This is a genomic window from Mangrovibacillus sp. Mu-81 (assembly GCF_036867415.1).
Classification (GTDB): Bacteria; Bacillota; Bacilli; order Bacillales; family Bacillaceae_B; genus Rossellomorea.
In genome coordinates this window covers 698,496-712,139 of sequence record NZ_JBAJHU010000001.1, presented here as the reverse complement: position 1 = coordinate 712,139, position 13,644 = coordinate 698,496, and the positions used below count along the sequence as shown (strand labels likewise).

The window sequence follows — 13,644 nt, the reverse complement described above, 5'->3', positions numbered from 1 at the left end:
TTAATACCAAAGATCACGTTCGTCATATTCGTATTCTTTTTTGTACTGCTTACTTTTGGATTTTTGTTCTGATTTATTATTATTATTTTTTTCATGTTTATCTTCTTGTTTATCTTCTTGTTTGTCTTCTTTTTTATCTTCTTTTTTATCTTCTTGTTTATCTGTTGTTTGTTCTTGTTTATTTTTTGCTTTGTTTTTACGTCGGGCTGATACTCCATCAATCAGTTTCATTATGTCCATGCCCTGGGCAAGGTTTAAAAGGTTAATAGGGATCGCGGTCCCTGTACCACCTTTCGATTGAAGTAATGAACTCAAGCCATTGATCAGTGCCTTCATATCGATTTCTTTTCCTGATGTTAATTGTCCCAATTGATTTTTTAACGCATCATTTTCAAGAATTCCGCTTACGAGTCCTTGCAGGACGTCCAAGTTTAGTGAGTTTCCTTTTATGAAATCAGCTGTTTTGCCTTTCAATGAGTCCATATCAGCAAGATTTTCAGGAATGATTGATTGAAGTTGGTTTTTAAGAGAATCCGATTGTTGTTTTAATTCATTGCTTAGTTCATTTTCTTTTAACGCGGATGTCATCATTTCCAATGCTGAATCGATTGTAATTTGTTCGCCGTCTTTATTGACCTTGTCCTGAATGAGTTTGTAAAGTTCTTCTATCATATTTTTGTTATCCATGTATGTTACCCCCTTTCCTCATTCTATTATCGATAAGGTAACTTTTTATAGAAAGCGGTTAAGATAACCGCTTTCTATGGGATTCATTTCTTATTCAAACAATTCACTGATGACTACGATGAGTAGTAGAGCAATCCCGATAATTAATGCAGCGATCGGTGCGATGCCTAATGTTATTAAAAACGCTACCACTAGTAATACCAGTAGAAGTTTGAAGAAATCAAAATCTTCTCCTGCAGCATGATGAGCTGGACCTTTTGGCATGAATATCCACCTCCTTGTTCATTTCTTTAATATATTATGGTTGTCCACATGGAATAGTTTGTTATAGATAACTAGTATCTAGTAAAATGGGTGATTCGCTTAGTAGATGAAAGAAGTAGAATGTTGTTAAGAGGAAGTATGAAAGAAATGGCGTACACATCTTGTAATGGGAGACAAAAAAGAAGCCGGATAAACCGGCTCCTTTACTCTTGCTGATTTAAATCGTCAAACGATTTCACGATCCCAATGGCGGTGCGCTGATATAGCTTCGATAAAGTCAGAGGTGAATGCCTCTATTGAATCTCCGGTCACCACACCTGAATCATCCTTAATTCCGATTTCTTCCAGGATCGATGTCCCCTCATGTGTTGCACCGATAGGCTTAAAGTGGGCAAACGCTTCTTTTAAAAAATAGGAAGTGTCCTTCTTGAATTTCTTATCTGCTTCGTTACCTCCAACCACGTATAAGCTGTCGAATAAAACGGAATCGCATGTCAAAAAAGTGTGATCCACTTCCAATTCCTCACCGTCTGCTCCTTTCAGCACACCCAGCTTGCTGCTGATGATTTCTGGCTGAAGACCTTGTTCTTTTAATCCTTCCAGCGCAGTTGTGATTTCTTTTCCTTGGAATCCTTTGCTGACAATGACCCCTACCTTACGTGTATGAGGTTTCTTGACTGTGTTTTCCTGACTTAATGCCGGAGACGATTTGGTTACTCTGGAACCCGGCCCTTCTGGAATCTCTGCTCCTATCGCTTCAGCGAATCCTTTTGCCAGGTCAAGACTGACATGCGCGAACATATCGACCACTTGCTGCTGAACGGATTTACTCATGACTTTTCCCAGTTCGAAGCTGAACGCATCAATGATGTGCTCTTTCTCCGGCTCACTCATACTATTCCAGAAAAGTGTGGCTTGAGAGAAGTGGTCTTTGAAACTTTCACTTCTTGCACGGACTTTGCGTCCTTCCATTTTTTCCTGATAATGAGTGTAGCCCCCTTCCTCTTCACTTGCTGGTGCAGGAGTATTATCCGCCAGTGAATTCTTGTGATAGCTCACCTGACCTTTATTGATCGTTTGTCGTCCGTATCCGTCACGCTGATTGTTGTGGAAAGGGCAGACTGGACGGTTGATCGGCAGTTCATGGAAGTTCGGTCCGCCGAGACGGATCAGCTGCGTATCTGTGTAAGAAAATAAACGTCCTTGTAATAAAGGATCATTTGAGAAATCTATACCGGGCACGACGGAACCAGGATGAAATGCAGCCTGTTCAGTTTCGGCAAATACATTATCCACATTTCGGTTCAGTGTCATTTTACCAATTATTTTCACCGGAACTTCTTCTTCCGGCCAAAGCTTTGTTGGATCAAGCACATCAAAGTCGAAGTTGAATTCATCTTCTTCTTTAATCAATTGAACACCGAGTTCATATTCGGGATAATCCCCATTTTCTATTGACTCATGTAAATCACTTCGGTGGAAATCAGGGTTCTTACCATTAATTTTTTGTGCTTCGTCCCAGACGAGAGAGTGAGTTCCAAGTACCGGTTTCCAGTGGAATTTAACAAAGTGGGCTTTTCCTTCTTCATTGACGAAACGGAAAGTGTGAACCCCGAATCCTTCCATCATACGGAAACTCCGTGGTATTGCACGGTCTGACATCGCCCACATGACCATATGGGCAGACTCCTGGTTGTTCGCTATAAAATCCCAGAACGTGTCATGTGCAGTCGCTGCCTGAGGCATTTCATTGTGAGGCTCCGGTTTGATCGCATGCACAAGATCAGGGAACTTAATGGCATCCTGGATGAAGAAAACGGGAATATTATTTCCCACTAAATCATAGTTGCCTTCTTCTGTGTAGAATTTTGTTGCGAACCCGCGGGCGTCACGGACTGTCTCGGCAGATCCCCTATTTCCTGCTACCGTTGAAAAGCGGACGAATACTGGTGTTTTCTTCGAAGGATCCTGCAGGAAGCCTGCTCTCGTATATTCTTTCATAGACTCGTAGACTTCGAATTCACCGTGGGCAGCAAAACCCCGCGCATGGACGATACGTTCCGGAATCCGTTCATGGTCGAAATGAGTCATCTTTTCGCGGAAATGGAAATCTTCCATCAAAGTCGGTCCGCGTTCTCCTGCTTTCAAGGAGAATTCATCTTCTGACACCTTCAATCCCTGGTTGGTGGTAAGATGTTTTCCGCTGTCGTCGACACGATATTGATCAAGCTGTTCATTCTTGCTATTGCCGTTGACACTGTTTTTCTTCTCGTCACTCATTCTCTCATCCCTTCCCTTTACTATGTAAATTGCTCTGTTCGTTCTATACCCCTCACCTTAATCTATAAACATAAATTGGAATAGTCTACATGCTGAAATCGTTTTCGTTTCAAAGAGAGAAAATGGTAACATCCGTGTTATACTCTATAATGAATAGAAATTCCAACAATTAGGAGTGCACTCATGATCGAAGAAATCCACTGTCCTTTCTGTCATCCTCACATAGACCCGGAACAAAACATCATTTTCGAAAATGAGACTTGTTATTTTTTGCAGCATAATCTCCAACAAGATGTTCTCGAAGGGTGCGGGGTCATCGTGCCAAAGAAACACCAGCAGGATGCGTTTGCACTGACAAAAGAGGAATGGAACGATACTTACGACTTGCTTCAACAAGCCAAATCCTATCTCGATGATAGATTTCAGGCAGACGGATATACACTCGGGTGGAATGTCGGGAAGGTATCCAATCAATTCATCTTCCACAGCCACTTTCATATCATTCCCCGCTACAATGATGAACCCCTTGCTGGGAGAGGGGTGCGTTACTGGTTAAAGCAGCCTGAAAACAAACGACCAACTAGATGATTATCATGGCCCGCCCTTCTCTTCTTTAGAAGAACGAAAGGCGGGCCGTCTTATATCCTTGGAAAAAACTTCTTTACAAGCGTAACAATGTTCTGCTATAGTACATATACAATAACGTAACAATGTTTTGTTACACTTAATGAAAGAGGTGATCTACACTTGGATGCCGACCTAATATCAAAGAAGGAAGTCCTGGAATTGACCGGCATTTCTTATGGGCAGCTCTATCGCTGGAAACGCATGAGTATCATTCCGGAAGACTGGTTTATCAAGAAGTCCAGTTTCACAGGTCAGGAAACCTTCTTCCCCCGGGAAAAAATGCTGGCAAGGATTGAAAAAGTGAAAGAGTTGAAAGACACCCATTCACTGGATGAATTATCGAATTTCTTTTCACCGAATCCGACGAAGATTGAGATCACATTAGATTCATTACGGCTGCAGAAGATTCTCCAATCGGAAACCATTTCGTTCTGTACCCCTCTCTTAAAAAATGTGAAATCAATTGAATTTCCAGAAATCCTCTACATGTTCATTCTTGAAAAAGCGCGTATCCGATTAATCAGTGAAGAAGATCAACTGTCACTGCTTCAGTTTTTACATGAATACTTCGATGTAGTTGACAGTCCCTCTTATGAACTGCGGGGACTGCGAAAAAAAGATACAGTCATTTGGATTTTGCTCCCGCTCCACTCCGACACATTCATTGACAGGACAACAGAGACGATTGTGAAGCTCGATTTACTCCAAATGTTTGAAGAATTAAAAATCACTTTGACAAGTGTAAACAATAATTGATCTGGAGGAATAGTAGATGAGTACTGTTGAAAATAAAGAATTACATGATTTGAAAATAAGCGGGTCCGGTTCATCCGGCGGCGGCAGGTTCAATTCGGTGAAAATCAGCGGGAGCGGAACGATTCAAGGTGATATCGACTGCAAGGACCTCAAAATCTCGGGATCCGGAAAAATTAATGGAAAAATCATAACGGAAGAGTTTAAAACCAGCGGGTCTTCAAGAATCATCGGTGGCATCAAAGCAAAAGAAATTTCGATCAGTGGAAGTACAAGGATAGAAGGACCGGTCACAGCAGCAGAAATGACAATAAGCGGATCCAGCAAAATCAGTGAGGATCTTACATGCAAGAACTTCAAATCGAGCGGGTCGACAAAAATTGATGGCAAACTACAGGGTGGAACCATTAAATCAAGCGGGTCATTGAAGGTAGAGAAAGATTGTGAAGTGGAATCTTTTATTTCAAGGGGCTCGGTGAGGATAAACGGGCTTCTCAGTGCCGATAAAGTGGATATTGAAGTGAGTCATGAATCTTTCATCAAGGAAATTGGCGGGGAAATCATTGAAGTGAAAAACGACCTTTCCACAAAGCTCCTGAAACAGGTTGTGAAATTCTTTATGCAGCGTAGTGACTGCCTTCGATCAGAATTAATTGAAGGAGACGAGATCTACCTGGAAAACACAAAAGCAAAGCTCGTAAGGGGAAAAAATGTAAAAATCGGAGAGAATTGTGAAATCGAAACAGTCGAATACTCCGGCACATTCGATATTAAAGACGGCAGTACAGTAGGTAAGTCCACTAAGAATTAACCTGCATCTGACATCATAATAACTAGAATAATGAGGCTGGGACAAAACAAAAATCAACTGCCTAAAGACGAACATTATCAGTGTTGACCCTGAATACCACTAATGATTTCCGTGCAAGACTTCGCTTTCCGCGGGTAGCCCGTGAGCCTCCTCGGCAAGCCTGCGGTTAGAAAAGCGGAGGCGGCTTGCCCAGAGGCGACAAGCATAAGACAGAGCAGCCATAAAGGCGCTCTTTGCCTTTTTGGATGGCTTGGCTTATGACTCGAGCCTCTAGCCGCCGGAGCTGGACAGGTCTCACTCCAGTCATTTTCCCGCAGGAGTCTTCGTCTTGCACTCCAATCAACCGCTGGAATAAGCAAGATACTAAATGGGCGTTTGAACTGAGCTAACAATAAACCCGAACTCATTTGAACTAAGGATCCAAATGAGTTCGGGTTTTATTCAGACTAAAACACTTTTGTCCCAGCCTCTTGAATGGTTATATGAATTCAAAAGCGGTATTTGACCAACCCGCCAATCAGTTCAGCAATGTTTTTGAAACGCCTGGCTGCTTAATGGCAGGCTGGATCAATCGTTCCTCATGATTTATTTTTAACAGCGCAGATAAAGTTTCATCGACACTGGTCGAAATGCTGGTGAGATATTGTTGAATTCTGACCAAATGATCACCAAGTTCTCTCTCATCACCAAGAATACTGGATATTATTTCCATTGGTTGATCACTATTTAATAAATACACCAACTTTTTCTCTTTTAACAACTCCAGGTTGATCTCTTCCTGTCCCGGTAAAAAATCATGAATGAAGATCGGTATTCTTTTATACAAAGCTTCCGTAATTGTCACACCGCCCGGTTTAGTAATGATGGCATCAACAGAATCGTAAATCTCATTCAGTTCTTCCCGGTCTTCAATATACATCAAAGGCTTTATATTCGGTTTATTCGAGAGCATATCAAATAATTTCTTATTATGTCCGCACAAAACAGTGAACGTATAATGATCAGCCATGGCAGGATCAACCATGAATTCCTGTATTACGCACAAGCCATTATTACCGCCTGCAATAAGCAGATGTCTTTGGTCTGTTTCACTTTTTTTCCACTTATATTTGGCATTTTTAAACATGTCTGAAACTGGTACCCCTGTTGTATAGATACAATCTGGGCTAATGGAATATTCATTGATTAGATCCTGCTTTGTTTCATTGCCTGGTACCAGGTGGAAATCTATATTTTCTTTATCCCACACTCCATTGATAAAGAAATCTGTATACACATTGATCGTTTTCGGTTCGAAAGCCAATGATTTTTTCTTCAGCTTACCCAGTATCCTTGATGGAAATGAATGGGTGCAGATGATGTGGGACGGCTTTTCTTCTTCCACTAATTTTTTCAGCTTCATCTCGAAATAGACCGAACACAATGACAGACCCTTCATCATCCCCCTATAATCATCGCTCATCATCAGCTGTGAATAGAAACCTTTATAACTTTCCGGATAAGTCTTTATCCACTTCATATAAAAACCCGAGACGGCATTTTCGAGTAATTGATTGGAGAAAGACAGGAAATCAATAATCTTCACCTCTGCATCCGGATGGCAGCTTTTTATCTTCTGTTGCAGTACTTCCGCTACTTTGACATGTCCAGTCGATACACTGAACATCGACAATAGGATGATTTTCAAAGCTATCCCCTCACTTTCCTTCGCTTCCTTAGATAGCGTGCCAGTGATGATACGATAAAAATGACCAATAAACCGACCCCTAGATAAGGAACATAATTAGGGTTAATCGGAAATGAACTTCCGAGTCCCCATCCCAGCAGGATGTATGTGATAGTCCATATCATCGAACCCGCACATGTAATAAGCAAATACCTCATGATGTTAATCGAAAAGATCCCGGACAGGTAAGGGGCGACCTGGCGAAGTCCCGGCATGAAAAATCCCATGACCAAGGTTTTTGATGAATTCCGCTTGAACTGCGTTTCAAAATCATCTGCCTTGTCCTTTGTAATCCCTATCCATTTCCCGTATTTATTGATGATCGGATACCCGATTAACTTTCCACCGTAGTATCCACCGATCATTCCGGTATAGGTTCCGAGGAATGAAAATACAATCCCCCATAACATGGATAACTGGCCGTGGGCTGCCAATACCCCGATTAAAAAAAGCAGCGATTCTTCGGGTGAAGGAATCCCTACGATTCCACAGAATAAAAACAGAAAAATGATGAAATAACTGTACATTTGTATATAGTGAATGATCTGTTCGCTGCCCATGCTATGACTCCTTCATTTGAAATGCATCATCCAGGGAGATGAAACGGATATTTCTGTTCAGCGCCTCCTCAATATATGCATCTAAACATTCTACCATATAATGAGGAGCTTCCTCCTCGGCACCAAACGTTGCCCCGTTGTCATGAAGGACGAAGATTGCTCCGCGGGTATCTGCCTCATTTAACCGTTGAAGCAAGTTTTCCTTACATTCCTTCACTTTCCAGTCCTTAAAGATATGGGACCATATGACAATATGCCAGCGCCTGGTGAAGAATAAAGTGAACAGGTTAAGATGTCCCCATGGCGGACGGTAGAAGAAAGCCTCTTCATCGGTCAACCTCTTTATGATCTGATTCGAATTATCCAATTGACTCTTTAATCCAAGAGGGCTTAAGAACCAGCTTGATCGATGTCTGTAATGGTGAACCCCAAATGAATGACCAGCCGCCTTCATCCGATCGATCAATTCAGGATACCGCTCTGCATTCTCACCCACAATGAAGAATGTTGCCTTAACCCCGTGTTTCTCAAGAACATCCAATAGTTGCCGGGTATAAACCGGATGAGGACCGTCGTCGAATGTTAATGCGATGGTATCGTCCTGCGGTACCCTTCTGATGATCCGCACGTTCAAACACCGAATGATTATTGTACTTAAAATTGAATAAATGAAAAAAATGCCTATGATAATAACCACTATTTCAACCAATGGTTCTACACTCCCAGCGGACAAGTTAAGCAATGCCTGCCTATTACAATTCTTCAGGGCACGGTCAACTCACATAAATGAAGCATCACTGCTTCTTTTCCCTATGTCATCTTATAATGCTTTCATTATTTTATCAATCATCATTACCCTGATTGCAGACATGATAATCCTCTGCTGATTTATGCGGTACTTAAATCCCCCGACCTCACTTGCCATTATGAGATGATTTTGTTCAAATTGCACTTTCCCACACACTAAATAAATCATATTTTTATTCTGAATGTTCTGTTATATTAATAGGTATATAGTACAAATTTATCAAGCTTTTTGGAGGACTTTATGACTCGTCTTACTGAGCACCTGATCGTCATCTCATTCGATTGTTTATCGTCACAGGACTACACCTTACTAAAGGATCTCCCCCACTTCAATGAACTGCTCACGAACGGATTCCTCTGTAAAAATGTAGAAACGATCTATCCATCTGTCACCTATCCATGTCATGCCACAATCGTGACCGGGAATTTCCCGAACCGTCACGGTATCATTAACAATACCTTCATTCAACCAGGCATGGTGTCCCCGGACTGGTACTGGCATCGCCGGCATGTGAGAGGCACCACTTTATATGATGAAGCAAAGAAGGCCGGCATGACGACAGCCGCCTTATTGTGGCCGGTTACTGCCAAAGCCGATATTGACTATAATATGCCTGAAATCTTCGCCAATCGCTCTTGGCATAATCAGATACTTGTATCCCTTTTTAACGGGAGTCCGCTTTATCAACTAAGTCTTAACCGCCGCTTCGGTCATATCAGGAAGGGGCTCAATCAGCCGGAACTTGATGACTTTGTCCTGGAGTCAACAGTTGCAACAATTAAAGAAAAGAAGCCCCATTTACTGCTTGTTCATTTTACCGACCTTGATACCCAGAGGCATTATCATGGTTTTTCCTCGGATGAAGCACATACCGCCATACTCCGTCATGACCAGAGGCTCGGAAGGATCATCGGATCTCTGAAGGAAGCTGGAATATATGATCACTCTGCTATCGCTGTAATTGGAGATCACAGCGCGCTTGATGAATCAAAAGCTGTACAATTAAATGTTCTGTTGAAAGAAAGAGGCTTCATCTCCCTTGATTCAGGGCGGAAGGTCAAAGACTGGAAAGCATATTGTAAAGGCTGTGACGGTTCTGCTTATGTTTATGTTAGAGATAACACTGTCAAAAAGGAGGTCGAACAGCTTCTCTATGAACTTTATGAAGATCCTTCAAACGGAATTCAACAGATTTACTCCGGTGAAGAAGCTGGTGAAATGGGGGCAGATCACACTTGTGCCTTCATGCTTGAAGCCCGGCACGGGTATTATTTCAAAGATTCACTGGATGGTGAACTCATCCATACCATCACTCATGAAGATGTGAAAGAAAAACGATATACATGGGGCTCTCACGGCTATTCCCCCAAAAAAGAAAACTACACGACCATTTTCATCGCAGCAGGGAAAGGAATCGTTCCTCATAAAGAGATCGAAGCCATGCACCTCGTAGACGAAGGTCCGACTTTCGCCCGGCTGCTGGGTCTCGATTTAGGAAAAACAGACGGGATTGTAATGGAAGAACTGATAGAAGAATAAATAGTAGAAAAGGGGATTAAGTTCCTGGGGGGGAATAGGATGATGAAACGATTTACCAAAGAAGAAAACAGCTGGATCTTTTATGACTGGGCAAACTCTGCCTATTCAATCATTATCTCAACGGCGGTTTTTCCACTCTTTTATAAAGCGGCAGCCACTAATGCCGGTGTCAGTCCCGCAGATTCCACTGCGTATCTGGGTTATACCGTTGCGATCGCCACCTTCATTTTGGCGCTGCTCAGTCCCATCCTTGGTACAATTGCAGATTATCAAGGCTATAAAAAGAAATTCTTCACCTTCTTCTTCGCTCTCGGAGTGACGTTTACAGCGATCCTTGCGTTTGTTCCCAGTGATCAATGGCTTTTACTTTTGATTTTCTATACGGTGGCAGCCATAGGATCTGCAGGTTCAAATGTCTTCTATGATGCTTTTCTCACCGATGTCACCACAGAAGAACGTATGAATAAAGTGTCATCGAGAGGATTCGGGTTCGGATATATCGGGAGCACGATTCCCTTCATCATCAGCATCGCAATCATTGTGTTGTCACAGAATGGAATCCTGCCGCTTACGACCACCGTTGCAAGTAAAATCGCATTTTTGATAACCGCCGTCTGGTGGGGACTGTTTTCAATTCCGCTTATTAAAAACGTTCATCAGCGTTACTTCATCGAACGGGAACAGAAGCCTGTGGTAAACAGTTTTAAGCGTCTCGGCAAAACACTGAAAGAAATCAGACAGTATCGTGCACTCTTCTTATTCCTACTTGCTTATTTCTTCTATATTGATGGAGTCGGAACGATCATCACGATGTCGACCGCCTATGGTACGGATCTCGGAATCACAGCAACGAATTTGCTGATCATCCTGTTTGTCACGCAGGTGGTTGCCGGACCGTTCGCGATTTTGTATGGACGTCTGGCAGAACGATTCACAGGAAAAAAAATGCTCTACGTCGGAATCAGCGTCTATATCGTTGTATGCATTTATGCATACTTCCTTGAAACGACCCTGGATTTCTGGATCCTCGCTATGCTCGTCGCTTCCTCTCAAGGCGGGATCCAGGCACTCAGCCGCGCTTATTTTGCCAAATTGATTCCTAAGAAAAACTCAAATGAGTTCTTCGGTTTTTATAATATTTTCGGTAAATTCGCTTCCATCCTGGGTCCTCTCCTAGTCGGAGTAACCGCACAGGTCACGGGCGACTCCAGCAGCGGTGTATTCAGCCTGGTCATTCTCTTCATCATCGGTCTCATCATTCTTGCCTTTGTACCTGAACCAAAAGCTGGCGAAGTCAACAAGCCGATCGTTTAATCAAAAGAGCCTGGTCCTCCAGAAACGGGAGCCAGGCTTTGTTCATTAAAATGTATGTGCCATATCCCTTGCACGTGCGATTCCGTCCGCTTTGATCCCGGCTGCTTTATCGGGCATGGCTGCATGACCCTCAACAAATAAGCCCTGAAACGACGGCACTCCGAAGAATTGCATAATGATAGTGAGATAACGGTGGCCCATTTCCATCTCAGCAGCCGGTCCCTCAGAGTAGATGCCGCCTCGTGCCTGGATATGAAGGGCTTTCTTATCCGTTAATAGCCCGACAGGACCTTCCGGGGTGTACTTGAAGCTCTTTCCTGCTACTGCCACAGAATCAATGTATGCTTTCATAAGGGGAGGAAAAGAGAAATTCCATAAAGGAGTGACAAAAACGTATTTATCTCCATTAATAAATTGATCTGAAAGTTCATTCAATCGCTGAACCTTCTGCTTTTCATCAGGGGACAGCTCTTCAAACCCTTTACCCGACTGCAGCTTCCCCCAGCCGCTGAATACGTCTGCATCAATATGAGGAATATGTTCTTTATATAAGTCGATATGTACTACTTCATCATTTGGATTCACTTCTTTGTACGTATCCATGAATGCTTTTGCTGCAGCCATACTGTAAGACATCGTATCGTCATGCGGATGTGCGGTGATGTACAATAATTTGGTCATGATATTCCCTTCCTTATCTTCAATTTTTCGTCTTATTCATTTTGTGAAGAAATTGATTTTCTATTCGCAGAAATTTAGATACCGGTGATTCCCGGTCATAATTAGCAAGCAAACCTCCCGGGGGATTCCATAAAAAAAGATGCTGTCATCTCTGACAACACCCCGTCTTCTCACTTTTCCTCTGTCACGGCTTCGAAAGGATTTGCACCGATATTTTTTCTCATTTCCCCAGTCAACTCGAATGGCTCATTCTCTGTTGGTGCACCGTCTGTCATATGGCTGCTTCCATCGTAATGAAATGGTTTATTTTCCATCAAACAACACCTCCGTCATGTTAAGTATAATGTGTCCCTTGTCCATCGTTTTATTCTTAAGCAACATAAGTCTGCTTCGTAAACGTACCACTTGAAAAACGATGACTTTATCACTAAACATATTCACTTATGTAATTCTTTATACCTATATGAAAACCCTCTAAATTTCACGTTAAATATTAAAATGTTGCACGGCATATCCAAAATGCGTACAAAAAAGTCTACCCACAGAATTCGTGAATAGACTTTGCCTTACATATGGTGTTTCTGTTGTTTCGTATAGAACCGATTCCTCTTCCTCTTGATAATCATTTCTTCCAGTGTTCCTGCCCCGCAAATGACTCCCATAATGATGAACAATAGTCCCAGTAAATGATAGGAGGTGATTTTTTCGCCTAAGAATATGGCAGCCCCTATTAAGGAGAAGAACGTGTTGAGATTAAGAAAGATAGAGGCCTCGGCTGCCCCGAGCTGACCGATCGAATGGTTATACAGCATATGTCCGACAGCAGTCGCTAGCATAGCTGAAGCAATAAACAGCATCCACATCCCAATCGATGCCCCACTTAGCTGCGTGAGTCCCTCCGGCTCTGTGACTAAGCCGATACAGAACAGGATGACGGAACCGAATACAAGCATATATCCAGTTAATAAACGTGGATCAAGCGTTTTGGCTGCCCGGCTGATGATAATGAAGCTCAGTGCCTGAGAAAAGATGGAAATGAACACCATCGCATCTCCGCCATTCAGATTTCCGAGTCCTTCCCCTCCTGATAATACAATGGTGGAAACCCCGATGCCTCCGAGAATAAACCCAATGACTTTGATGACTGTCGGCCGGTTTCTCAGTAGAATGGAAGCCAGGAGCGCCGTCAGCAGCGGACCTGTTCCCAGTATGAGACCCCCGTTGGTGGAGGTGGTCAGCGTTAAACCTACAGACAGAAAGTAATGATGGCTCACAACATTCAGAAGCCCGCCGCCAATGATAAAGATGCTTTCCCGTTTAGTCGGTTTTCTTACTTTTTTCATGATTCCCAAAATGATAAATACCGTAACTCCTGCAGTAAAAATTCGCAGTGATGTTATCGTTACGGGGGTGAACTCTGTCACCAATGTTTTCAATGCAGGGACATTGAACCCCCAAATCATCATGATAAACACTAATACTAAGTATGTCTGCCATTTTTTCAATGTACTCAAGACCTTTTCAGTAGATTTCTGCAGTCATGTTTCCTGCATTTTCATTTCATCATATCACCCCTTTTACTTCTTTACTACGG

14 protein-coding genes are annotated in these 13,644 nt (G+C 42.6%); 5 read left to right on the top strand and 9 right to left on the bottom strand.

Annotated features, from left to right (window positions below):
- From V6B33_RS03565 to V6B33_RS03555, 3 genes are all read right to left on the bottom strand, one after another.
- Positions 1 to 687 (bottom strand): hypothetical protein, encoded by a 687-nt coding sequence (locus tag V6B33_RS03565; RefSeq protein ID WP_334216350.1) that lies wholly within the window; start codon positions 685 to 687, stop codon positions 1 to 3.
- Positions 688 to 777: 90 nt separating this feature from the next.
- The gene (locus tag V6B33_RS03560; protein ID WP_334216349.1) at positions 778 to 951 is read right to left on the bottom strand and encodes a hypothetical protein; all 174 of its coding nucleotides are present in this window, start codon (positions 949 to 951) and stop codon (positions 778 to 780) included.
- A 225-nt stretch (positions 952 to 1,176) separates the two neighbouring features.
- Complete coding sequence (locus tag V6B33_RS03555) at positions 1,177 to 3,231, bottom strand: catalase (RefSeq protein ID WP_334216348.1); 2,055 nt, start codon at positions 3,229 to 3,231, stop codon at positions 1,177 to 1,179.
- Between the two features lie 183 nt (positions 3,232 to 3,414).
- On the opposite strand from V6B33_RS03555, the gene V6B33_RS03550 reads away from it, so the two are divergent.
- The 3 genes from V6B33_RS03550 to V6B33_RS03540 all read left to right on the top strand — a co-directional run bounded on the left by V6B33_RS03550 (position 3,415) and on the right by V6B33_RS03540 (position 5,422).
- Positions 3,415 to 3,819 (top strand): HIT family protein, encoded by a 405-nt coding sequence (locus V6B33_RS03550; RefSeq protein WP_334216347.1) that lies wholly within the window; start codon positions 3,415 to 3,417, stop codon positions 3,817 to 3,819.
- Between the two features lie 159 nt (positions 3,820 to 3,978).
- Positions 3,979 to 4,614, top strand: coding sequence for a DUF4004 family protein (locus V6B33_RS03545; RefSeq protein WP_334216346.1), 636 nt, complete (start codon positions 3,979 to 3,981; stop codon positions 4,612 to 4,614).
- A 16-nt stretch (positions 4,615 to 4,630) separates the two neighbouring features.
- Complete coding sequence (locus V6B33_RS03540) at positions 4,631 to 5,422, top strand: polymer-forming cytoskeletal protein (protein ID WP_334216345.1); 792 nt, start codon at positions 4,631 to 4,633, stop codon at positions 5,420 to 5,422.
- Between the two features lie 517 nt (positions 5,423 to 5,939).
- On the opposite strand, the gene V6B33_RS03535 is transcribed toward V6B33_RS03540, so the two are convergent.
- From V6B33_RS03535 to V6B33_RS03525, 3 genes are read right to left on the bottom strand one after another with little or no spacing between them, the layout of a single operon-like run.
- Positions 5,940 to 7,109 carry an MGDG synthase family glycosyltransferase gene (locus V6B33_RS03535; RefSeq protein ID WP_334216344.1) on the bottom strand — a complete coding sequence of 390 codons (1,170 nt, stop codon included), beginning with the start codon at positions 7,107 to 7,109 and terminating at the stop codon, positions 5,940 to 5,942.
- Between the two features lie 2 nt (positions 7,110 to 7,111).
- Positions 7,112 to 7,708 carry a DedA family protein gene (locus V6B33_RS03530; RefSeq protein ID WP_334216343.1) on the bottom strand — a complete coding sequence of 199 codons (597 nt, stop codon included), beginning with the start codon at positions 7,706 to 7,708 and terminating at the stop codon, positions 7,112 to 7,114.
- 1 nt (position 7,709) lies between these two features.
- Positions 7,710 to 8,336 (bottom strand): polysaccharide deacetylase family protein, encoded by a 627-nt coding sequence (locus tag V6B33_RS03525; RefSeq protein ID WP_334216342.1) that lies wholly within the window; start codon positions 8,334 to 8,336, stop codon positions 7,710 to 7,712.
- A gap of 420 nt (positions 8,337 to 8,756) precedes the next feature.
- Between V6B33_RS03525 and V6B33_RS03520 the strand changes: the two genes are divergently transcribed.
- Both V6B33_RS03520 and V6B33_RS03515 read left to right on the top strand, forming a co-directional pair.
- The gene (locus V6B33_RS03520; RefSeq protein WP_334216341.1) at positions 8,757 to 10,055 is read left to right on the top strand and encodes an alkaline phosphatase family protein; all 1,299 of its coding nucleotides are present in this window, start codon (positions 8,757 to 8,759) and stop codon (positions 10,053 to 10,055) included.
- Between the two features lie 39 nt (positions 10,056 to 10,094).
- Positions 10,095 to 11,369 (top strand): MFS transporter, encoded by a 1,275-nt coding sequence (locus tag V6B33_RS03515; RefSeq protein WP_334216340.1) that lies wholly within the window; start codon positions 10,095 to 10,097, stop codon positions 11,367 to 11,369.
- A 45-nt stretch (positions 11,370 to 11,414) separates the two neighbouring features.
- Here the strand turns inward: V6B33_RS03515 and V6B33_RS03510 are convergent, their stop codons facing one another.
- The 3 genes from V6B33_RS03510 to V6B33_RS03500 form a co-directional block, all read right to left on the bottom strand.
- A complete protein-coding gene (locus tag V6B33_RS03510; RefSeq protein ID WP_334216339.1) occupies positions 11,415 to 12,050 on the bottom strand; it encodes an FMN-dependent NADH-azoreductase in 636 nt (211 codons plus the stop codon).
- A 170-nt stretch (positions 12,051 to 12,220) separates the two neighbouring features.
- Positions 12,221 to 12,364 (bottom strand): hypothetical protein, encoded by a 144-nt coding sequence (locus V6B33_RS03505; protein WP_334216338.1) that lies wholly within the window; start codon positions 12,362 to 12,364, stop codon positions 12,221 to 12,223.
- A gap of 252 nt (positions 12,365 to 12,616) precedes the next feature.
- A complete protein-coding gene (locus V6B33_RS03500; protein ID WP_334216337.1) occupies positions 12,617 to 13,555 on the bottom strand; it encodes a DMT family transporter in 939 nt (312 codons plus the stop codon).
- Between the last annotated feature and the right edge of the window lie 89 nt (positions 13,556 to 13,644).